At 59.2% G+C, this 20,083-nt stretch carries 14 protein-coding genes; 9 read left to right on the top strand and 5 right to left on the bottom strand.

Features of this window, described 5'->3' with window-relative positions:
* Positions 1 to 18: 18 nt before the first annotated feature.
* Complete coding sequence (locus tag LMG28727_RS20570) at positions 19 to 771, bottom strand: hypothetical protein (RefSeq protein WP_201644149.1); 753 nt, start codon at positions 769 to 771, stop codon at positions 19 to 21.
* 384 nt (positions 772 to 1,155) lie between these two features.
* Between LMG28727_RS20570 and LMG28727_RS20565 the strand changes: the two genes are divergently transcribed.
* The 8 genes from LMG28727_RS20565 to LMG28727_RS20530 all read left to right on the top strand — a co-directional run bounded on the left by LMG28727_RS20565 (position 1,156) and on the right by LMG28727_RS20530 (position 8,741).
* The gene (locus tag LMG28727_RS20565) at positions 1,156 to 2,748 is read left to right on the top strand and encodes a phospholipase D family protein (protein WP_201644451.1); all 1,593 of its coding nucleotides are present in this window, start codon (positions 1,156 to 1,158) and stop codon (positions 2,746 to 2,748) included.
* A 474-nt stretch (positions 2,749 to 3,222) separates the two neighbouring features.
* Positions 3,223 to 3,726 carry a Na+/H+ antiporter subunit E gene (locus tag LMG28727_RS20560; RefSeq protein WP_236592143.1) on the top strand — a complete coding sequence of 168 codons (504 nt, stop codon included), beginning with the start codon at positions 3,223 to 3,225 and terminating at the stop codon, positions 3,724 to 3,726.
* Positions 3,719 to 3,979, top strand: coding sequence for a monovalent cation/H+ antiporter complex subunit F (locus LMG28727_RS20555; RefSeq protein ID WP_074771899.1), 261 nt, complete (start codon positions 3,719 to 3,721; stop codon positions 3,977 to 3,979). The genes LMG28727_RS20560 and LMG28727_RS20555 overlap by 8 nt, the downstream gene beginning before the upstream one ends.
* Positions 3,980 to 3,981: 2 nt before the next feature.
* Entirely contained in the window at positions 3,982 to 4,224 is a 243-nt protein-coding gene (locus LMG28727_RS20550) for a hydrogenase subunit MbhD domain-containing protein (RefSeq protein ID WP_201644148.1), read from the top strand.
* Positions 4,225 to 4,227: 3 nt separating this feature from the next.
* Positions 4,228 to 4,572 carry a monovalent cation/H(+) antiporter subunit G gene (gene mnhG, locus LMG28727_RS20545; RefSeq protein WP_201644147.1) on the top strand — a complete coding sequence of 115 codons (345 nt, stop codon included), beginning with the start codon at positions 4,228 to 4,230 and terminating at the stop codon, positions 4,570 to 4,572.
* On the top strand, positions 4,569 to 5,264 hold the full coding sequence (locus LMG28727_RS20540; RefSeq protein WP_201644146.1) for a Na(+)/H(+) antiporter subunit B: 696 nt from the start codon (positions 4,569 to 4,571) through the stop codon (positions 5,262 to 5,264). The genes mnhG and LMG28727_RS20540 overlap by 4 nt, the downstream gene beginning before the upstream one ends.
* Positions 5,265 to 5,280: 16 nt before the next feature.
* Complete coding sequence (locus LMG28727_RS20535; protein ID WP_201644145.1) at positions 5,281 to 5,655, top strand: sodium:proton antiporter; 375 nt, start codon at positions 5,281 to 5,283, stop codon at positions 5,653 to 5,655.
* Positions 5,649 to 8,741: a complex I subunit 5 family protein gene (locus tag LMG28727_RS20530; RefSeq protein ID WP_201644144.1), complete on the top strand. Its 3,093-nt coding sequence runs from the start codon at positions 5,649 to 5,651 to the stop codon at positions 8,739 to 8,741. Before LMG28727_RS20535 ends, LMG28727_RS20530 begins: the two co-directional genes overlap by 7 nt.
* A gap of 14 nt (positions 8,742 to 8,755) precedes the next feature.
* On the opposite strand, the gene LMG28727_RS20525 is transcribed toward LMG28727_RS20530, so the two are convergent.
* The 4 genes from LMG28727_RS20525 to LMG28727_RS20510 all read right to left on the bottom strand — a co-directional run bounded on the left by LMG28727_RS20525 (position 8,756) and on the right by LMG28727_RS20510 (position 16,308).
* Positions 8,756 to 10,192 (bottom strand): basic amino acid/polyamine antiporter, encoded by a 1,437-nt coding sequence (locus tag LMG28727_RS20525; RefSeq protein WP_201644143.1) that lies wholly within the window; start codon positions 10,190 to 10,192, stop codon positions 8,756 to 8,758.
* Between the two features lie 398 nt (positions 10,193 to 10,590).
* Positions 10,591 to 12,132 carry an efflux transporter outer membrane subunit gene (locus tag LMG28727_RS20520; RefSeq protein ID WP_236592136.1) on the bottom strand — a complete coding sequence of 514 codons (1,542 nt, stop codon included), beginning with the start codon at positions 12,130 to 12,132 and terminating at the stop codon, positions 10,591 to 10,593.
* Entirely contained in the window at positions 12,119 to 15,190 is a 3,072-nt protein-coding gene (locus tag LMG28727_RS20515) for an efflux RND transporter permease subunit (protein WP_201644142.1), read from the bottom strand. Before LMG28727_RS20515 ends, LMG28727_RS20520 begins: the two co-directional genes overlap by 14 nt.
* On the bottom strand, positions 15,187 to 16,308 hold the full coding sequence (locus LMG28727_RS20510) for an efflux RND transporter periplasmic adaptor subunit (RefSeq protein WP_201644141.1): 1,122 nt from the start codon (positions 16,306 to 16,308) through the stop codon (positions 15,187 to 15,189). The genes LMG28727_RS20515 and LMG28727_RS20510 overlap by 4 nt, the downstream gene beginning before the upstream one ends.
* 1,746 nt (positions 16,309 to 18,054) lie before the next feature.
* Between LMG28727_RS20510 and LMG28727_RS20505 the strand changes: the two genes are divergently transcribed.
* Entirely contained in the window at positions 18,055 to 20,022 is a 1,968-nt protein-coding gene (locus LMG28727_RS20505; RefSeq protein ID WP_236592134.1) for an esterase/lipase family protein, read from the top strand.
* Positions 20,023 to 20,083 lie beyond the last annotated feature (61 nt).

Below are 20,083 nucleotides of genomic sequence, written 5' to 3'. Positions count from 1 at the left end.
GACAGCGCAGGTTGCGGTTCACGCCGGAACACGGCGCGCGGGGTCGGCTCGCGCCCCCTTCGCAATCAGCACGATCGACGCACCGGCAAACCCGCTCGCGATATGTTTAAGCGCGTGGCCCGCGAACAGGTGGCCGGTGAGCGCCCAGATCTGCCAGTCGAGCGTTTCGAATACCTTCGCGAGCGCGTAGAAGCCGATCACCATGCCCCACGCGAGCGGCGCGTCGACCTTGCGGATCAGGGTCATCACCACGATCACCGCGAGTCCGCCGAACTGCAATTCGGCATACGGCCACAGGCTATCGAATAGCAGCCAGTACCCAATAGTGCCCAGCGAGACGATCACGAGTATCGCGAGCGGCACCCAGCCCACCCGCTTTCCGGTGACGGACGTCCAGAGCATGCCCAGGATGCCGGCGAAGACGATTGTCATTGGCAGCCGGTCCCATACGAGGGTCGCGTCCGACGGTGCGAAGTGATAGTAGGCCGAGCCGTACGCGGTGAAGATCAGCCCGAGTGCGACGACCAGCATTCCCGGGAACTGCGGTGGCCGGCGCGCGGCATGACGCACGACCCACCTGAGGTTGAGCAACCCCGCCGCGAGAATAACCACGTTCGACAGCACGTCTGCCGCGTTGCGCAGCAGACCGATTGAACGTTCGTCGGCGAAGTGGTGATAGGACGCCGGTTGCGGCAGCGGCCAGATGAATTGCAACAGCGTGCCAACCGCGAAGATCAGGATACTGGCAATCAGCAAACGGGCAATGTTCACGTTGCTCGACTCCGGAGAAGGCGAAACGCTAATAGACCTGGGGCCGTCGAAATACGCGCGGGGCGCGCCAGGGTTGGTCCTCGTTCGAATTTGCGCGGGCCGCCGCTACCATCGGGCGAACCGGTCATGCGTTGGCAGGGCCGCTCTGCGATTACCGCCGATCCTCCGGCCATAGTATTCTGGGCACGCGTGCAACATAAGGAGCTTTCTTCAACGTCCGCGCGTGTATTGCCCGTGAGTGGTAAAGCGTCGTTGCGATATTGCCATGTTTGCCGGCTTATAGGCAGATTCAAGGCAGCTTCAAGGCCCGTTCACATAACGTCTTTCTGTTTCCATTGTAAAACCGGGCGGGCAACCCAGAGCCCCGAGGATATCTTGGACCGAATGCAAGCGTTGAAAGCCAACTCTTTTTCATTCCTCGCGATACGTCGTTCGCTCGGCTGGCCCCCGGCGTTGCTGCTTTGCGCCAGCGTGCTGTCGGGCTGTGCATTGCCGTCGCTCGAGCATCGCACGGAATCGGTCGCGCTAAGTCCAGCGGAGGCTGCCTCCACCACACTGGGCCGCGCCGTCGCCCCCGAGCTTGCAACCCATGCGGGTCTCGCGGGCATCTATCCGCTGTCGGACGCGCACATGGCGTTTGCCGCGCGCATGGACCTGATCCGTTCGGCGCAACGGACGCTGGATATCCAGTACTACATCTGGCGCAACGATCTGACCGGCACGCTGTTGCTCGAAGAAATTCACGAGGCTGCCGACCGTGGCGTGCGTGTGCGTCTGCTACTCGACGACTTCGGCATCCCCTCTTCTCTGGACCCGACACTGGCGGCACTCGACGCGCATCCGAACATCGAAGTGCGTCTGTTCAATCCGTTCATGGTGCGCAGGCCGAAAGTATTCGGCTTCCTGACCGACTTCTCGCGTGCCAATCGGCGTATGCACAACAAGTCGATGACCGCGGACAGCACGGCCACGATTCTCGGTGGCCGCAACATTGGCGACGAGTACTTCGACGCCACCGACGGTGTTGTCTTCGCGGACCTCGACGTGCTCGCCGTCGGCCCTGCCGCCGCTGATGTCGCACGGGACTTCGATCGCTATTGGGCGAGTGCGTCGTCTTATCCCGTCGACCGGATTCTGCCGCACGTCGGCGCCGACCGGCTCGACGAACTGGAGCGCAAGGCGCAGGCCATCGAGCAGGATCCGGCAGCCGACGCCTATATGGCCGCGCTACGCGGTCCGCATATCGTGCAGCAGATGCTCGATGCTACGTTGCCGCTCGACTGGGCGAAGACGCAAATGATCAGCGACGATCCCGCGAAGGGTTTGAACAATGCGCCGCCGGAAGCAATGATCCCGCATCAATTGCGAGAGGTGCTCGGCGACCCCGAGCATGAAATCGATCTGGTTTCGCCGTACTTCGTGCCGGCCACTTCGGGCACGCAGTATCTGACCGGCCTGGCGGCACGCGGCGTGGACGTGCGCGTGCTGACCAACGCACTCGAAGCCACCGATGTCGCCGCCGTGCATTCCGGCTATATGAAGCGGCGCGTCGAACTGCTGAAGAGCGGTGTGCATCTGTACGAGTTGCGACGCGTGCCGGGTACGCCTCAAAAGAAGGAGCAGTCGCCAGGTCCGTTCGGCAGTTCAGGATCGAGTCTGCATGCCAAGACTTTCGTGGTGGACGAACAACGGGTCTTCGTCGGCTCATTCAACTTCGATCCCCGCTCGGCGCATCTGAATACGGAGCTGGGTCTCGTGATCGACAGCCCGGAACTGGCGACGCAGATCGAGACCAAATTCCTCGCGTTGCTTCCGAAAGTCGCGTACGTCGTGCAGCTTGACGAGAAGGGCAGGCTCTACTGGATCGAACGCAACGGCGATGAAGAGATCCGCCACGACAAGGAACCCAATACGACGTGGTACGGGCGAATGGGTGTCTGGATGCTGTCGATTCTTCCTATTGAATCTCTTTTATAGCAACGGGAAAGCGCATTGGGCACGATAGCTTGATGCGAAAAGCGCTTGTAGAAACAGCCGCCGATCGACCAGAACGGATTGATTTGCTGCGATAAAAAAATCGTTGATTCGATAGGACAAACGCGGAAAGACGCGTAGTGGGAGTACGTTCCCCGAGTTCTTGCTAGCGTGCAGTATCAGGAAGGTAAAGCGTGCCACCGGGCATTCTGATGGTTGGCGACCCGGCCGACTTGACAGTTAGTTGCGTAATATTGAACGATATCGTGGCGGCGATTTGAAAGGGACCGGTGATTTCTTTCATCACAAACGACCAAAGCGCCAGGCGATCCTTATGTTTTCAGTTTCGAAGTCAGCACCTGTCCAAACCGTCCGCATCGCCGTGCGTCAGTTGATTTGCCACGGGTTGTCACCTAGAATTTTTGCTGGCACCCTCTTTTGGAAACTGAAGACGTGGCTTCGCACAACGAAAAACCAGTGTCGTCGTTAGTTCCTCAGGGGATGCTTGGCCTCTGGGTCATTCTGTTCGCGATCTGGATGATCGCGAACGCTTCGCTGGCCATTGCACCGGCGGTGGTGGGTGCCGTCATCACGCTGGTATTGGCCCATGTCTTCGCGTCCACCTGCGACGCATGGCGGCAGGTGCGCTTGACACCCCGCTCGCTCTACCACTTCCTCGCTTATAGCGGCACCTTTATCGTCGAACTGGTGCGCTCCAATCTGAACATGATGGCCTATGTCTACGCGCCGCGGATCGACATCACGCCGGGCATCATCAAGGTACGCACCCGTCTGAAATCGCCGATGGGCCGCCTCGCGCTAGCCAATTCGATCGCGCTCACGCCAGGCTCGCTCGTGATGGATATTCGCGACGACCTGCTGTTCATCCACTGGCTCGACGTCAAGACGACCGACATCGACGAAGCCACCGAGGCGCTCGTCACGCCTTTCGAAAAGCATCTGGAGAAAGTCTTTGGCTGAGATCATGCTTCAGCTCGCCACTGTACTGATCTTTTTCGCCATCCTGTTCGCCGTCATCCGCCTGGTACTCGGCAAGACACTGATCGACAGGGTCGTCGCCATCGACACGCTCACCGTCATCTCGCTTTCGCTGATTGCGCTGTATGCTCAGACGTCGGGACGCATTGTTTATATCGATGTCGCTCTCGTCTACGGGTTACTCAGTTTTCTGGCTGTTCTCGCGATTGCACGCTTTCTCGAAAGAGGACTTTGATCGTGCTCAAACTCCTGCTTCTGCTGATGTGCGCCAGTATTCTCGTCAGTGGAATACTCGCTGTGTGTCTGAAGAACATCATGGCGGCAATGGTCAGTTCGGGATTGGCGAGCCTGTTCGCAGCGGTCGCATTCCTTTTGCTTGCCGCGCCCGACGTGGCCATGGCGGAGGCCGCCATTGGTTCGGGGCTCGCCACCTTCATCTTTCTCTACGCAATTCGTAAAACCGGCTACGAGAGGAGCTAGCGCATGGTCGACCTGATCGGCAGCGTGTTTATCCTGGCGGGCTCGGTCTTTCTGTTCTCTGCCGGTCTCGGTCTGTTGCGCATGCCCGATGCCTATACCCGCATTCAGGCCGGTACCAAGGCATCGACGCTCGGCAACATGCTGGTACTGATCGGCCTCGCGTTCTATCACCCGAACTGGACCTTCCAGTTGATCCTCGTCGTCTATTTTGTGCTGGTGACCAATCCGGTGTCGTCGCATGCGCTATCGCGCGCGGCGTGGTTGATTCGCACGCCGATGGCATCGACCACGATGACCGACGCGTTGATCGACGAGGAAGAGCGCGGCGCCGGGGAGAAAGAAGCATGATGCGCCGCGTATTTGCGCTGCTGATCGTCGTGCTGTTCGCCGTGGTCTTCTGGCGCATTGTCGGCGGCTATCAGGAATTGCAGGCGCTGCGACCGCTGGCCGAGCATTATGTCGTGCAGGGGCCGATCGAACTCGGCGCACCGAACATCGTGACCGGCATTCTGATCACGTATCGTGGTTTCGATACGCTTGGCGAAGTCGCCGTGCTGTTCATGGTCGCGGCGAGCGTCGGCCTGCTGCTGAAAGAAGACAGCACGACTGCGGAATCTGCGGACCAGGACCGCCCGCGCCGCGAGGCAGGTGAAATTGTCAGAACCGGCACACAGGTACTGCTGCCCATGATCCTGACTTTCGGCGCGTATGTGATCGTGAACGGTCACCTGTCAGCGGGCGGCGGCTTTCAGGGCGGTGCGATCGTCGCGTCTGGGGTGATGCTGATGCTACTGGCGCGACCCGGCGCTACGTTGAATGTCGCGCTGCTGAGCGTCGTCGAATCGTTCGCCGGCGTGATCTATGTATTCATCGGCATTCTCGGACTCGTGCTGGCGGGCGGCTTTCTCGACGCGCGCTTTCTGCCGCGCGGCCAGTTCGGCGCGTTTTTCAGCGCGGGTGCTATTCCGTTGATCTCGGCACTGCTCGGCGTCAAGGTCGGCGCGGAGTTGAGTGTGATTCTCGACCGGTTCAGAAGCTGACGAAGGAGAACGGCGCATGACCACGGGCCTACCGGTTTCGACCATCCTTCTGATCACAGGCTTCTGCCTGTCATTGATCGGTCTGTGGGGGATGCTGACCCAGCGCAACATTCTGCGCATCATCATCGGCTTCGCGGTGATCGACACCGGATTGCATATCGTGATGGTCGCGACCGGGTATATCACCGGAGGCACCGCGCCGATCATCGACTCTGCGTTGAGCAAAGCCGACGCCGCACGGCGCGCCATCGATCCGATCCCGTCCGCTCTGGTTGTGACGGCGATTGTGATCGGCCTGTCGGTCACGGCGGTCATGCTGTCATTTGCGATCCGTCTTTACGCCGCCAAGAAGACCTTGTCCATCGACGCCTTCACCGAGTCGAAATGGTAGCCGGGCTGTTTCATCCGCTGAACATCTTCATTCTGGGGCTGGGTGGCGGCTTCGCGATCCCTCTGCTTTACCGGCTCGGCAAGTCGTGGCTGACCGGCGGCTTCTTCGTCGCGCTCGGCGGAATCGTGCTGGTAAGCGGCGTCTCGTTCTTTGGCCTGATCAACGGCGGCGACACGATCGAAGTCCTCACGGCGGGCGCGTTGCCGCCGGTCTCGATCAACCTGCGCTTCGGTATATGGGAAGGCTTCTTCGCGTTCAGCGTCAACCTGGTGGCGCTGCTCGGGGCGCTGCATTTGTGGGATCGTCTGCGCGGCAATTACGCGGCGTTGCTGCTCTATCTGATTCTCGTGATGGGCATCGACGGCATGGTGATGACCCGTGATCTGTTCAATCTGTTCGTGTTTCTCGAGATTGTTTCCATTGCCACGTACGGCCTGCTCGGCCTCGACCGTACGCCCGCCGCGTTGTCGGCGGCATTCAAGTACATCATGGCCACCGTCATTGCGTCGACCTTGTTCCTGCTCGGCGCAGTGTTGCTCTATTACGTGAGCGGCACGCTGAATATCGACGACCTGATCGCGGTCCGCGCCGAGCTCAATGGCCCGATCGCCGTCACTGCCGTTCTGCTCGTATTCGCGTGCCTCGTCATCGAACTCAAGCCGTTTCCGGCGAACGGCTGGGGACTCGATGTGTATGAAACCGCGCCGAGCGGCATTGCTGCAATGGTGTCGGTCGGCGTGTCGGCGGGCGTGTTTTTCGCGTTGCTCAAACTGCTGCCTTTGTTCGAAAGACAGCTCGATCTGATCGCGATTTCCGGTGGCCTCACCTTCCTGTTCTCGAATCTGCTGGCGCTCAAACAGACCAAGCCGCAACGCGTACTCGGGTATTCGTCGATTGGGCAGATGGGACTATTGATGCTGGCGCTTGCGCTGCTGCGGCAAGTGGGAGCGCAAGCGTCGATTCCGCTCGTAGTGGGCGGGCTGTTCATCAATCATCTGTTCGCTAAGGCAGGGCTATTCTGGCTCGTCGGCATTCTGAAGCGGCACGGCGATGACGCTTTCGCGATCCTGTCGCGCAGTCCGCTGCTAATCGGACTGCTTGGTTTGTTTCTCGTAGCCATTGCCGGTTTGCCGCCCTTCCCCGCCTTCTGGGCAAAGTGGGAACTGGTCATGCAATTGACCATTGCCGGCAAGCCCTATTGGATCGTGCTGATCCTCACTGGCTCGTTGCTCGAAGCAGCGTACATGTTCCACTGGTTCGTGCGCGCGCTGCGGTTATCCGAGGACGAGGTCAAAGGCGGCCCCGACCTGGCCACGTTATTCCCGCTGTTCTGCGTGGCAGCCCTGCTGATTGCGGCTGGCTACGCGGCGGCGGCGTTCTCGGGCGCAGGGTCGGCATGGCTGTTTTCACCGCTGATCGCCGGTGCGCTGTTCTATGCGGGCGATCGTCTGCCCGGACGCCTGAAAGGCGTCTTAACGCTGATCGTGCTCGCGCTGGTCGGCACGCGGCTCGCCGCGGACGCGCACGGCATAGCCGGTCTGTTTGCGTGGCTGCTACTCGCGGGCAGCTTCGCGATCGCGGCGGCGAGCCTTTATCGCAGCGACGTCCGTTCAGGTTTCTACCCGATGCTGATAGTCCTGCTGCTTTCGATCCCCGCACTACTGCGCTCGACGACCACACTCGAATTCTTCTATAGCTGGGAAATCATCACGCTGTCTTCCTGCTTCCTGATCGCCAAATGCCGGAATGCCGGACCCCATGTGCTGACCTTCCTGCTGTTCTCGCTGCTATCGGCGTTCTGTCTGCTCGCCGGTTTCGCTGCGGTCGCGGCGCTCGACGGCAGTATCGAACTCGCCGCGCTGATCCGCTCAGGCCCGGATGCCAGCCGCGCGTTCGTGCTGCTGGCAACCGGCTTTCTGATCAAGGCAGGGGCGATTGGTGTACACGTGTGGCTTCCCGGCGCCTACACCGAAGCGGAAGACGACGTGACCGCGATGCTATCCGCCGTTGTCAGCAAGGTGTCGATGTTCGGTCTGCTGATCTGCACCTATCTGACGATACGCTCGGAAGTCGGTCTGGAGCTTGCCCATGTGATGGCGTGGATCGGCATGCTCACGACGATTGCCGGCGCGCTGATGGCGACGAGACAAAACGACTTCAAGCGCCTGCTCGCATTGTCGAGCATGAGCCAGCTCGGCTATATCGTCACCGCGATCGCGTTAATGAGTCATCTCGGCTGGGTCACCGCGCTTTATCTCGTCGCCAATCACATGCTGGTGAAGGGCATTCTGTTTCTCGCGCTGGCAGGCATCATCATGCGTACCGGCACGCGCAATTTCGCCGAAACGGGAGGGCTTGCACGCGCCATGCCGTTCACGTTTGCGATGGTGCTGATCGCGATTGTTTCGATGTCGGGTTTGCCGCCGCTGATGGGCTTTGGTGGAAAGTGGCTACTGTTGAGCGCGATGACGGACAAGGGCTGGTACGGACTCGCGGTGTGCGGCCTGATTGCGACGTTCGTCGGCTTCCTTTATATGGCGCGTCTGGTTAGCGGCCTGTTCTTCGGAGCGCGCCACGCGGGTCAGACCGATGTCAAGGAAGCGCCGCTTCTGTTGCTTCTGCCGCAACTCGCGCTGGTCGTCGGCATTGCGATTCTGTCGTTTTTCCCGAAGCTGCTGATCGAACCCGTGTCGGCCGCTATCGACCCGCAGTTTGCTTCAACGCTGGTATGGGGAGGTATGTCGCTGGAGAGCATTTACGGATTCTGGAATCCGACTCCGGTGGTGCTCATTGTTCTTGCGGTGGTCGTGGTGCTGTTCGCCATCGTCATGCTGTTCTATCGCAGCCGGCATCACCAGGCCGAAAGCGTGTCCGACTTTTTCAGGTTTTACCGGCCTATACTCGGCCGCGCGGTTCCGCCGATCGCGCAGATGTTCTGGCGCGGTGTTTCTCACGGCGCACTCGCTGCTGCTGCGAAAATACGGCTCGTCTACACCGGCAACGCACAGACTTACGCGCTCTATGTGCTCGGTTATTTTCTGGTGCTCTACTTTGCGAGTACCGGGTTCGGCGCCAACCTGCGATAAACCTCGACGTCAGATCAGACCACAATCGCACCGCTGATCAAACCGATCAGTGCCGATAGAGCGCCGCAGACTGCGACCACGAAGATGATCCACTCGACTTTCGTAAAAACGCTCAAGCCGCGCTCGCGCCTTGCCAGAATGAATAACACGCTGCCGGGCGCGTAGAGCAACGCCGACATCATCAGAAATTTGGTTCCACCCGCGAATAGCAAAAACACCGTATAAAGCGTCGCAAACGCAGCAATGAAGTAGTCGCGACGCAATGCGCGTTGCGGCCCGGCGCCCTGCTCGATATCACGGCGCGCTGCCTTGATACCGAATCCGGCCACCAGAAAGTACGGAATCAACGCCATCGAACTGGTGAGATTCAACATCAACGAAAACGCGTCGTTCGACCAATACGTGCTGATGACGAATAACTGCACGACAGTACTGGTTAGCCAGATGGCCGCGACGGGCAGCTTGCGTTCGTTTTGCCGGGAGAACACCTGCGGCATCGTACCGGTACGTGCCGCGGCAAAGAGTACTTCCGCGCAGATGAGCGACCACGCGAGATACGCACCGAGAATGGAAACGATCAGTCCCGCGCCAATAAAGACCGTGCCGAACGGCCCAAGCAATGCACCCAGTACAGCGGCCATGGACGGCTGACGCATCACGGCGATATCCGCACGCGGCAACACTGCATAAGGCAGCAGCGTAACGAGCACCAGCAAGCACAATACGGCGATAAAGCCGGTGATCGTCGCCGCGCCCACGTGTGAACGCTGCTTTGCATAGCGTGAATAGACACTCGCGCCCTCGATACCAACGAACACAAACACGGTGATCAGCATCGTCGCGCGGACCTGCGAAAACAGACCCGCCGAGAGCGCGGTTTCCCCGCTCTCCCAAAAGTTCGCATGAAACATGTCGAAGCGGAACAGCACGATCAATATGGCGATGAACACAATGATCGGAATTACTTTTGCAACGGTCACGATGGTATTGATCAACGTAGCCGATTGCACGCCTCGCAGCATCACAAGATGAAATAGCCAGATGCCGACCGATGATACGGCGATCGCCGTGGCGGTGTTGCCGTCGCCGAACGCGGGAACGAATGCGCCGAGCGTCGATTTGATCAACACCCAATACGATACGTTGCCAAAACATCCGGCCATCCAATAGCCGAACGCAGAGAGGAAACCGGCGTAGTCACCGAAACCTTCTCTCGCGTATGCAAAGACGCCGGCGTCGAGTTCGGGGCGTCGCTCGGCTAACGCCTGAAACACTCTCGCTAACGCATACATGCCGATACCCGCCACGCACCACGCGATGATCGCTCCGAGCGGACCAGTGGCGCGCGCAAAATTGCGCGGCAACGAGAAGATTCCTGCGCCGACCATCGACCCGACGACCATCGACGTCAATGCAGGCAACGACAGCTTTGTCTCGACTTGAGATGCCATTGTTCACCATTCAGAGAAGCTGATTGCTTTCGAAAGCGGACCACCGCAAGTGGGCATCGCGTTGCATCTGACTGGACGCCCGCCTTCAGTCCTCGACAATGACGCGGCCTGCCTGATGAATCGAGGACCGGGTCATCGTATGCCGGCGATGCCGGCTGGACATCTGCATTTTTTATTCGTTAGATGCCGGAGGTAGCTGCGCGGAATCCCGGCATCTAGCGGTGTTTTTCTATTGAGAATGTCCTCGCCGTAGTGATGAAAGAAGCGCCTTTGCAAGAATTCTTTCACTGCTCGCCTGTTGTCATCATAGGACAACCTCGCTATGGGGTCGGGTGAATTGTTCGAACGCCGGTGATTTCATGCTCATGCAAATTCCCGTTTGTCCGCACGTGTGTCGACTACTGACTTGCCGGCGGCAACGGATAAGGCGGCGACGCGCTGACAGCAGAACTTGCTGGCTGCCAGCCACCGCCCATCGCACGGAACAACGCGACCTGGGCCTGCAGTTGCCCGACCTGCTCGCGCACCAGGGTCGCCTGGCTTTCAAGCAATGCGATACGCGCCTGATCGATATCGATCCGCCCCACATCGCCGACCGTGAACTGACGCGTTGTCTTTCTCAGCACTTCATTGCGACGCGCGACTTCTTCGTTACGCGCCTGCTGTAACTGTTCCTGGCGCTTCAATCGGGACAGAGCCTGCTCGACATCGAATAGCGCACCCGACGCGGCTTTTTCATAAGCACGCAACGCCTGTTGCGCTTGCGCGTCCGACGATTCCACCTGCGATTCGCGCGCGCCGAAGTCGATCAACGGCATCGCGGCAGCCGCGCCGAATAGCCAGAACGTACTCGGACCAAGGCCTTGACCGGCAATGTCCCAACCGTTGCGCGCCAGCAGTGCGCTCAATGAAAATGTCGGCCAGTAATTCAGACGCGCGGCATCCGATTGCTTCACGGCGGCGAACAGGCGATCACGCGCGGCGATCAGATCAGGGCGCCGCATCAGCAGATCGACAGGTTGGCCTGGCGTGATATCAGGCAATGGCTTCGGCAAACCGCTGACTGAACTCAACGTCGCGGTGAGGTCACCCGGCTGAACCCCGCACAGATTTTCCAGCGCGAGCTGCGACGCGGAGATGGCGGTCTCGACGTCCTGTTGACGCGCCTCGACTTGCGCGAGGCCGGCGCGAGCTACGTCGATGTCCGTACTCAACAGGACGCCAGCCTTGAAACTTTGCTCGGCAATCATGACGAAGTCGGCGGCGATCTGATGACTTTGCGCGAGCAGTTCCCGCTGCTGCAATAGCCCGCGATAAGTCATATACAAATCGGCCACGCCACCGATGACGGCAAGCCGCACGGCCTCCGCGTCACCCGCAGCGGCAAGCGTCGATGCACGCGCCGCGGCAAGACGCGCACGCCCGCGACCGAACACATCGATCTCCCATTGCGTCTGCAGCCCGACACGCCAGAATTGCGCATCGAGATCGTTGATGCCGAGAAACTCCTGAAACTCCAGCGCCGTTTCGCCACCGTGATATGACGCGGCTTGCGCCCCTACGCCCACTGACGGCAGCAATTGCGAACGCGCGAGACGTATGCCGGCGCGCGACTGATCGACACGCGCGGCGGCAATCGCAATGTCGTAGTTATTCTTGATCGCCGTGTCGATCAACTGGGTCAACGCAGCGTCGTTGAACTGCATCCACCATGTTTCGAGTTGCGCGTCGGTCAGCGATGCGTGCGTGCCAGACGAGTCTGGCGATGCTTCGTTGAAATTCTGCGGCAGCGTCTTTGGCGAATCGAGTCGAAGCGAACCCGTGCAGCCCGATAGCATTACCACCACTAGCGAAGCCAGCGAAAAATGACAGGTGGAGCGCCACATCGAACGAGACGCGGCCAATGACAGTGAGCGGCTCCGGCTCTCAAGGCTTGCCATGTTGATCCCCGGCTTGTTGACCTTCTTCCCACTCGTTGCTCTTGATCGAAAAGAGCAGCACGTAAAGCGCGGGAACGGCAACCATGGTCAGGACCGTCGCAAACGCGAGGCCCGCCATCATCGTAATGGCCATGTCCTTGAAGAACGGGTCCCATAACAGCGGCACCATGCCCAGAATCGTCGTGCCCGCAGCGAGCGCCACCGGACGCAGCCGGCTCATCGAGCCAAAGATCACCGCCTGCATTCGCGGCACGCCCGACGAAATCTGGCCATCGATCTCCTCGACCAGCACTACGCCATTCTTGATCATCATGCCGATGAGGCTGAGCAAACCGAGCAGTGCCATGAAGCCGAACGCCCCACGAAACAGCAGCAAGCCAATGGTCACGCCACAGATCGACATCGGCACGACAAGCAGTACGACTAATGCGGGCTTGAGCCGGCCGAACATGAACAGCACCAGCAGGATCATGCCGATAAAGCCCATCGGCAACTGACGGAACAGACTCTCCTGCGCGATGGTCGACGATTCGTGTTCGCCGCCCCATTCGAAGCTATAACCAGGCGGCAACGGAATCGACTCGATGTCATGCCGTATCCGACTAAATGCGGCCACGCTATTGCTGCCATACGCGACGCCAGCCGACACCGTTAGCGTTCGAATGCGATCGTTACGCGAGATGATGCTTTCTTCGGTTTGCGGCGAGACGCCATCGAGCACGTCGCCTAATGGAACATAACGCCGCTGTCCGACGCTAAAAACCTGCATCGTGAGAAGACGCTCCATGCCCTGTTCATTATCGGGCGCGCGCAGAACGATGGGCAGCAACTGGTCCTGCTCGCGGAATATCCCAGTGGTAATGCCCTCGGTGGCATACGCGAGCACGTCGTTCACCTGACGGCGTGTCACGCCAGCGGAACGCGCGCGCGACTCGTCGAAGATGGGCCGCACCACGTTGACCGGATTTTCCCAATCGTCGCGGATCGATATCATCCCGCCGTCGTTGTGCAGAATCGCCTGCGCCTGCCGGCTCAAACTGCGCAGCACGCCAGGATCGGGGCCCATGAAGCGTGCCTGAATCGGCGTGCCGCCGCCGGGACCGAAACTCGGCCGAATCACCGTCCAGCTAGCATTGGGATAGCGCTTTTCGAGTTGTTCAGTCACGGTCGGAATCATTGCATCGATATCGCGCTGATCCTTTACCGTGACGATAAATTGCGCGTATCTCGGGTCGCGCGTTTCAGGATCGTAGACCAGGAAGAAGCGCGTCGCGCCACCGCCAATATAGGTGCCGACATTCGCCACCCCATTTTGCGCAAGCAGGAATTTCTCCGCGCCACGAGTTTGTTCCTCGACCGCGCGAATGTCAGACCCGAGCGGCAATCGCATGTCGACATAGAAGATTGGCGTCGTCGAATCGGGAAAGAAGCTCTGTTCGACAAAACGGAATCCCCACATGCATACGCCTGTCAGAACCGCGAGGAAGATCACTACAGGTATCCGACGACCCGCAACCCAGTTCAGAAGGCCGCGGTATTGACGATACAGTCGTGAACCGAATGGATCGGGTTGATCGCCTTCGTCGGCTTTGAATAGATAAGAACCAAACAGCGGCGTCAGGCCAATTGCAATCACCCAACTGAATAACAGCGAAATCGCCGCTACAGCGAACAGCGACGCGCAGAATTCTCCGACCGCATCCGGCGAAAGACCAATACCGGAAAACGCGAGAATCCCCACGACAGTCGACGCCAGCAGAATCCACTGGCCCTGTTGCAGTACTTCATTGGCCGCGTCGATGTGCGACATGCCTTTCTGTACGCGTACCAACATGCCTTCGCAAACGACAATCGTATTGTCGGTCAACATGCCCATCACAATGATCAGTGCACCGAGCGATATTCGCTGTAACTCGATCCCCGCGGCGTACATGACGAATAGCGTGCCGAGAATCGTCAGGAACAGTTCGACACCGAGCACAACCCCCGCACGCCAGCCTAGCCCAATGCCGAGTGCGACGCCGACAATCGCCACTGCCAGCATCACGTCGAATACGAAACCTTTAACGGCTGCATCGACGGCTTCCGGCTGATCGTAAAGCACATGCAGTTCCATGCCGAGCGGGCGGCTGCGCTCGAGCTCGCGCATTCGCTCTTTCACTTCCGCGCCGACTTTGACGACGTTCACGCGCGCACGTGCGCTGATGCCGATGGTGAGTGCCGGCTCGCCGTTATAGCGGATCAGGGAAGCCGGAATTTTGGCGTAGCCGTACGACACGGTGCCGAGGTCGCCCAGTAGAATCGGCCCGGAAGTCGAACCGACCGGCAATGAACGAACGGCTTCCAGCGAATCGAGTGTACCGGTGGGCGCTACCCGCATTAGCAGATCGCCGACGCGCTCGCGTCCCGCGGGGCGGATTTCGTTTTGCAGCCCGAGGGTTTGCGCGAGATCGTCGGTGGAAAGATTGTTGGCGACCAGTTTGGCCTGGTCCGCCTCGACCGTGATCTGCTCCTGCTGGTTTCCTGCAATCACGATATCGGCGACATCGGGCAACGTCAGCAATTGCTTGCGCAATTCGCGCGCATATTCAAACAGCTGAGCCTGTGTATAGCCCTTACCCGTAATCGCGTAGAACATCCCGTAGACATCGCCGAACTTGTCGAGAACGATGGTCGGTCCCGCGCCAGGCGGCAAGCGCGGCTGCACGTCGCCCACCTGCCGACGCAATTCGTCCCACACCTGCGGTAAGTCGGCGGACGTATAGCGGTCGCGAATCTGCACGCGCACTTCCGAGTAACCCGGCATCGAGCGCGAACGTAAAAAGTCGACCTGCTCCATTTGCTGGATCGAACTTTCGAGCCGGTCGGTCACTTCGTTCTCGACTTCCTTTGCACTGGCGCCGGGATAGAACGTGACGACGACCGCCGTCTTGATCGTGAACTTCGGATCTTCGAGCCGCCCGATATTGATGTACGCGAACAGTCCGCCGAACAGCGACACGAGCGTGATCACCCACGCGATCAACGGTTTCTCGATAAGGGGGCGCGCGAGTTTCATTGATTCTCATCCAGTGGCCGCACCGCCTGCCCGTCGGCGACGAACTGCGAGCCGCCCCCCACCACCTTATCGCCGACATGCAGATCGCCCGCAACAATCGCCGAGTTGTCGCGAATCTCGCGCAGGTCGACCGGCACCGCGTGGACCTTGTTCGACCCAGGGTCATAGCGCCACAACCGATGCTTGCCGTCGGGCGTGACGGAGAGCGCGGCAATCGGCACCGAGAGTGCGAGGTTCGTCGTGGGCGCCTGGGTTGCGCCGATGCGCACGCGCATCGCCATGCCTGGCAGCAGCGTCAATTGCGTAGGTTGTTTGACGCTGAACAGCAACCGGTACGAACTCGAGGTGGGCGTACTCTGCGTCGAATGCTCGCGATAGACCAGCGGGAACACATTGTCCGGGCGGTCCGGTGTCCACGCCTCGGCGTGCAAAGTGTTATTGAGCGGCAGGCTTTCAGCGATGCTTTGCGGCAACTCCACGCCAATCTCAATGCGCTCCGAGTTCTCCAGATTGAACACGGGCGCGCCGGCCTGCACCATCTGCTGGGTTTCGATGGTGCGCCGTGCAATCCGGCCGTCGAACGGCGCGATGAGCCGGGTATTGCGCAGATCGCGGCGCGCGAGATCGCGCTGCACGCCGGCGACGTCGACCGCGGCCTTCAGCTGATCGAATGCGCCACCCGACAGGATGTTTTCGTTATGAAGCACCGCCTTGCGCTTGAGGTCATCGGCGAGCTGGTTGTATTGCGCCTCGGCGCGGCGCACTTGCAGTTGATAAGGTTCAGGATCGATTTGCGCGATCAGTTGACCCTTGCGTACGCGGCCGCCGTCGAGCACGGCGATCTGGACGACGCGCCCGGACACCTCGAAAGCCAGCGGCGAAATGCTGGTCTGCTCGACGCGGCCGGTGAATTCGCGCAGTTCGTTCGCACCTTCTTGCGTGACCGGCACCAACTGCACCATACGTGGCCCGGTATCGGTCGCGACTTCCTGTTGTCGACCACATGCGCTCAGTGCAGCGAATGCCAGAACGACGACGATGCGCGACCGACGTACCGGTCGCTTTACCCCGTGCAGCACGCAGGACCGCACCGCAGGGCGGCTTTCGTGAGCAGTCATTCAGGCCTCTCGTATGGTTAACCCACTACGCTTATGCGCGATATGACGAAACCTGCCGACACTCCAGCGACACTCCGGTCAGGCATCACCAGAAGCGCAATCTACGCGGACAGCGGCGCCTTTTTTTGGCATCGCTATAAGCCCTGCATTCAGGCAGCAGGCGACACACGGTTGAAGTTCGCCCGTCATTTGAGTGTCCGGCTTCGCGACTGTCAGTACTCTCGAACGTCAAGCGCCCACTGCATCATGCATAACCGGACAGATCACACGATGATCGTGGTACGCCCTCATCCCATTGCCGTCAATGTCCGCACGTGCGATCGTCGCGGCTTCGATCGCTTCATTGCATGGCGGGATGTGTGCGGATGTTGTGTTCGGGCTATCGAGGCCTGCTTTGCGCCGCTGGTTCTTCATGTCCGCACCTCGGGTTCACAATTTGATCCTGCCCGTCTCGACAACGAGAATGGCCGGCGATGCACCGACCATGCGACTGCGACTATTACCTGTTCGGGGTGAAGACGATGACCGGAACCTCAACGTTCCGATCGATGCGCCAGACTGCCCCCGGTAGCGCTTGAGAAAAATGGACGAAGATAACGCGGGCCCATTCCATGTATTGAACTTGCGACCGGTCCGATACGAAGAGTCAACGAAGTCTTTTGCGAATTGTCTGCCATAACGCGGGACACCCGTTCATGAAGATCAGGTTGCCTGAAAAAGTATTTAAGTTCCCAAACAACTCATTGTCAAGTGCTTATCTACTACTGTCATCCCGAAGCGGAGTATTACATTGGCAATCTCGGTATTTATCCAGATTGTCCTGCTTTTTCAACGGTGATCACGTCAGGTATTTCCCTTTGTCTTCGCACAGGTTCTTCATGCTGAAACGTCACGGTCCGCGAGACATCATGAACATGTCATCGCCGCATGCCATGGCAAGACGTACGACGCCTGCCACGATGCATCATGGCCGATCGACGCTGACTCCGTCAATTGCTTCGGGTACAGCACACAGATAATTAGCAATCGGCATGAGAATTAACAATTGGAGGTGGAAAGTTCACACGTCAATTCTCTATCATGATAAGGATACCGATCTTCGCGCCAGCTTCAGTTGAAACGGGAATGACTGCTGTATTTAGCTGTGTAAGGCAAGTCACAACCTTGGGGAAAGTTAATTCCATGGGCCTGTACAGGCAAGCTCAGCGAAATCTACCAGCGTTTCCCATATCGCGGCGAGGACACACATAGCCAGCTAACGGCATTTCGTGCGCCAGACTATGGGGAGCGCACCTTGCCATGTGATCGCCTTTCAATGCTCTTGCGCATCACAACTTGTATAGAACACAACGCTTTCGATGCAAACACTCGGAAGGCCGATAGGCTAGCCATCGCTTTTTGCGGTCAATCTGGTCAACTTCGCGTCGAGCCGCGAAATGGGTCCGGTCTCCTTTTCGCGAGATCGTTAATACAGCGTATCCTCCAGTTGCTTATGTCTGCCCAAATAGCCATCGTGGCTCGACCGGGTAGCGCGAACGGTTCCGTCAACCACGCTGATAAGGTGATCGCCACAATGCGTCGATGCAATCACTCGCGAATCGTTTGTATAGTTAAATCGGCTGGCAGTCTGCAGACATCCGGATGCATTGCGTGGGCGAATTCATAATGACGCGCACTCTGTCACTGCCTATGTCGCGGTGCCTTACGTTCGCCCTACTCATCGCCAGTCTTTTCTCCGGTTGCGCGATGGTGACCGTCAGTTCGCTCGGCCCGGAACAATACATCGCGATGCGACGGGGCGATATTCTGTCCACGGGTCGGCTCAGCGCTGCGACTCGCGACACGCTACGGGTTGCAGCGCTCGATGAAAGCGCGTGTCAGCGAACCCCGCAAGAGTGCATCGATTCGATCGCGACCGTGCCGGGTATCAACATCGACCAACGCCTCGCCAGCCTGGCTGAGCTGTCGCTGCAAATGGCCATGACCCATACGCCGACCAATAACGCAGCCTGGAGCGCCGCACAGTTTGATCTGTGGCTGAGAACAGTCAGGTATGCGTACGCGTATCTCTTCTATGGACAACGCACGGCAGGTGAACGTGCGTTCGAGGATCGGCAGACGCAGGTACGTGACTATTACAACTATGCGGCCCAGGAACTTGCCACCGCCCTATTCCGTCGAGGCGCGCTCGACACGTATGCCGGCAACCGTGACCCGGCAAAGCAGGTGATTGGTAACTGGACCATTCATATCGACCTGAGCCGGGTCCGCTTGCCCGAAGGCGTGCGCGAACCGCGTGAGGTGATTCCCGCTTCAAGGCTTTCGTTTGCGGGACTGCGCAGTATTTATCGCCGTGACGGTCTGGGCGCGGAACTCGTCGCGGTGATGAATGTGCCGACACCGGCCGAGAGTACCGAAGTGACAGACGCGGCCGAAGAAACCTCAGGCGGTACGATCACGCCGACTGTCGCACAGCCGGCATCGTCGACGCCAGTATTCAGGGAAATGCCATCGCCTAACGTCACCGCGCTGTTTTTGTTCAACGCGCAGTCGCTGGCACAACTGCGCGACATGCGTGATGTCGACCTGGCGGTCTACGATCCATATCGTGTAACGAGTGTGCAACGGCACGACCAGACTGTGCCGCTTGCGGCCAACTTCAGTGCGGGATACGGTATCTGGCTCGCCCGCTCGGGTTTCGCGGGACAATCTTTGCGCACACTGTTTGGGCGAGCACGCGGCATCGATACGCCGCGCATTTATATGATGCAGCCGTTCGATCCGGATCGACGCATCATCCTGATGCTGCACGGATTGGCCAGCAGTCCCGAGGCGTGGGTCAATGTCGCCAACGATATTCAAGGCGACGAAAAGCTTCGCGAGCATTTCCAGGTATGGCAAGTTTATTACCCGACTAACGTCCCGATTCTTGTCAGCCTGGCGCGGATTCGCAGGGCGGCGCAACAGACGTTGCAGCACTTCGATCCGGACGGAACATCAATGGCGTCGCGGGGTATGGTGTTGATCGGCCATAGCATGGGCGGCGTTCTGGCAAGACTGCTGGTCTCCACTTCCGACGAAGAACTGTGGACCACGTTTCAGGACAAGTACTTGCCTGAAGGTGCCGAGTTGGATCGCAACGACGAACGCCTTAACCGGCTGCTGCGTTTTACGCCGATGCCGCAAGTCGAGCGGGCGATTTTCATCGCGGCGCCTCATCGCGGCACGCCGTTCGCCAGCAATCGAATTGCCCGCTGGGCGTCGAACCTGGTGCGCTTGCCCCTCACGTTGCTACAGGAATTCGATGAGGTAATGCAGAACGCGACGAATATGGGCAGCGCAGACAAGGAACGGCAGACGTTCCAGGTACCTAACAGCATCGAGCAATTGCGTGAGAGCGATCCGTTGATTCAGGCAACCGCGCGGTTGCCGATCAACTCGGCAGTCTGCTTTCACTCGATTATTGCGCGACGCAGGGCGACCGGTCCGCTCGAAGACTCTGACGATGGTGTGGTGCCCTATCGCAGCGCGCATCTTGCAGGCGCACGATCTGAAATGGTGATTGTATCTGGGCACAGTGTTCAGGAGACGCCGCAAGCCATTCTGGAGATCAGGCGAATTCTGCATGAGGATATCGCGGAGGTTGGGGAAGGCGTGCCGGTGGTGGGTTGTGAGGAACGGGCGGGTGTGGTGCATCCGGATGTCGCGCGGTAGGGAGTGGCGTGGGTGGGGTTGTCGTGGGTGGGGTTGTCGTGGGTGGGGTTGTCGTGGGTGG

It is taken from the genome of Paraburkholderia metrosideri (genome assembly GCF_904848625.1).
Lineage (GTDB): Bacteria > Pseudomonadota > Gammaproteobacteria > Burkholderiales > Burkholderiaceae > Paraburkholderia > Paraburkholderia metrosideri.
Note: the sequence above shows the minus strand (reverse complement) of the source record. Positions and strands in the feature narration are given on the sequence as shown.

Excerpts from the sequence above, each read along its gene's own strand:
- LMG28727_RS20565 (WP_201644451.1), top strand. The coding sequence starts at position 1,156 with ATGCAAGCGTTGAAAGCCAACTCTTTTTCATTCCTCGCGATACGTCGT.
- mnhG (WP_201644147.1), top strand. The coding sequence starts at position 4,228 with ATGGTCGACCTGATCGGCAGCGTGTTTATCCTGGCGGGCTCGGTCTTT.
- LMG28727_RS20540 (WP_201644146.1), top strand. The coding sequence starts at position 4,569 with ATGATGCGCCGCGTATTTGCGCTGCTGATCGTCGTGCTGTTCGCCGTG.
- LMG28727_RS20535 (WP_201644145.1), top strand. The coding sequence starts at position 5,281 with ATGACCACGGGCCTACCGGTTTCGACCATCCTTCTGATCACAGGCTTC.
- LMG28727_RS20530 (WP_201644144.1), top strand. The coding sequence starts at position 5,649 with ATGGTAGCCGGGCTGTTTCATCCGCTGAACATCTTCATTCTGGGGCTG.
- LMG28727_RS20525 (WP_201644143.1), bottom strand. The coding sequence starts at position 10,192 with ATGGCATCTCAAGTCGAGACAAAGCTGTCGTTGCCTGCATTGACGTCG.
- LMG28727_RS20520 (WP_236592136.1), bottom strand. The coding sequence starts at position 12,132 with ATGGCAAGCCTTGAGAGCCGGAGCCGCTCACTGTCATTGGCCGCGTCT.
- LMG28727_RS20515 (WP_201644142.1), bottom strand. The coding sequence starts at position 15,190 with ATGAAACTCGCGCGCCCCCTTATCGAGAAACCGTTGATCGCGTGGGTG.
- LMG28727_RS20510 (WP_201644141.1), bottom strand. The coding sequence starts at position 16,308 with ATGACTGCTCACGAAAGCCGCCCTGCGGTGCGGTCCTGCGTGCTGCAC.
- LMG28727_RS20505 (WP_236592134.1), top strand. The coding sequence starts at position 18,055 with ATGGTGACCGTCAGTTCGCTCGGCCCGGAACAATACATCGCGATGCGA.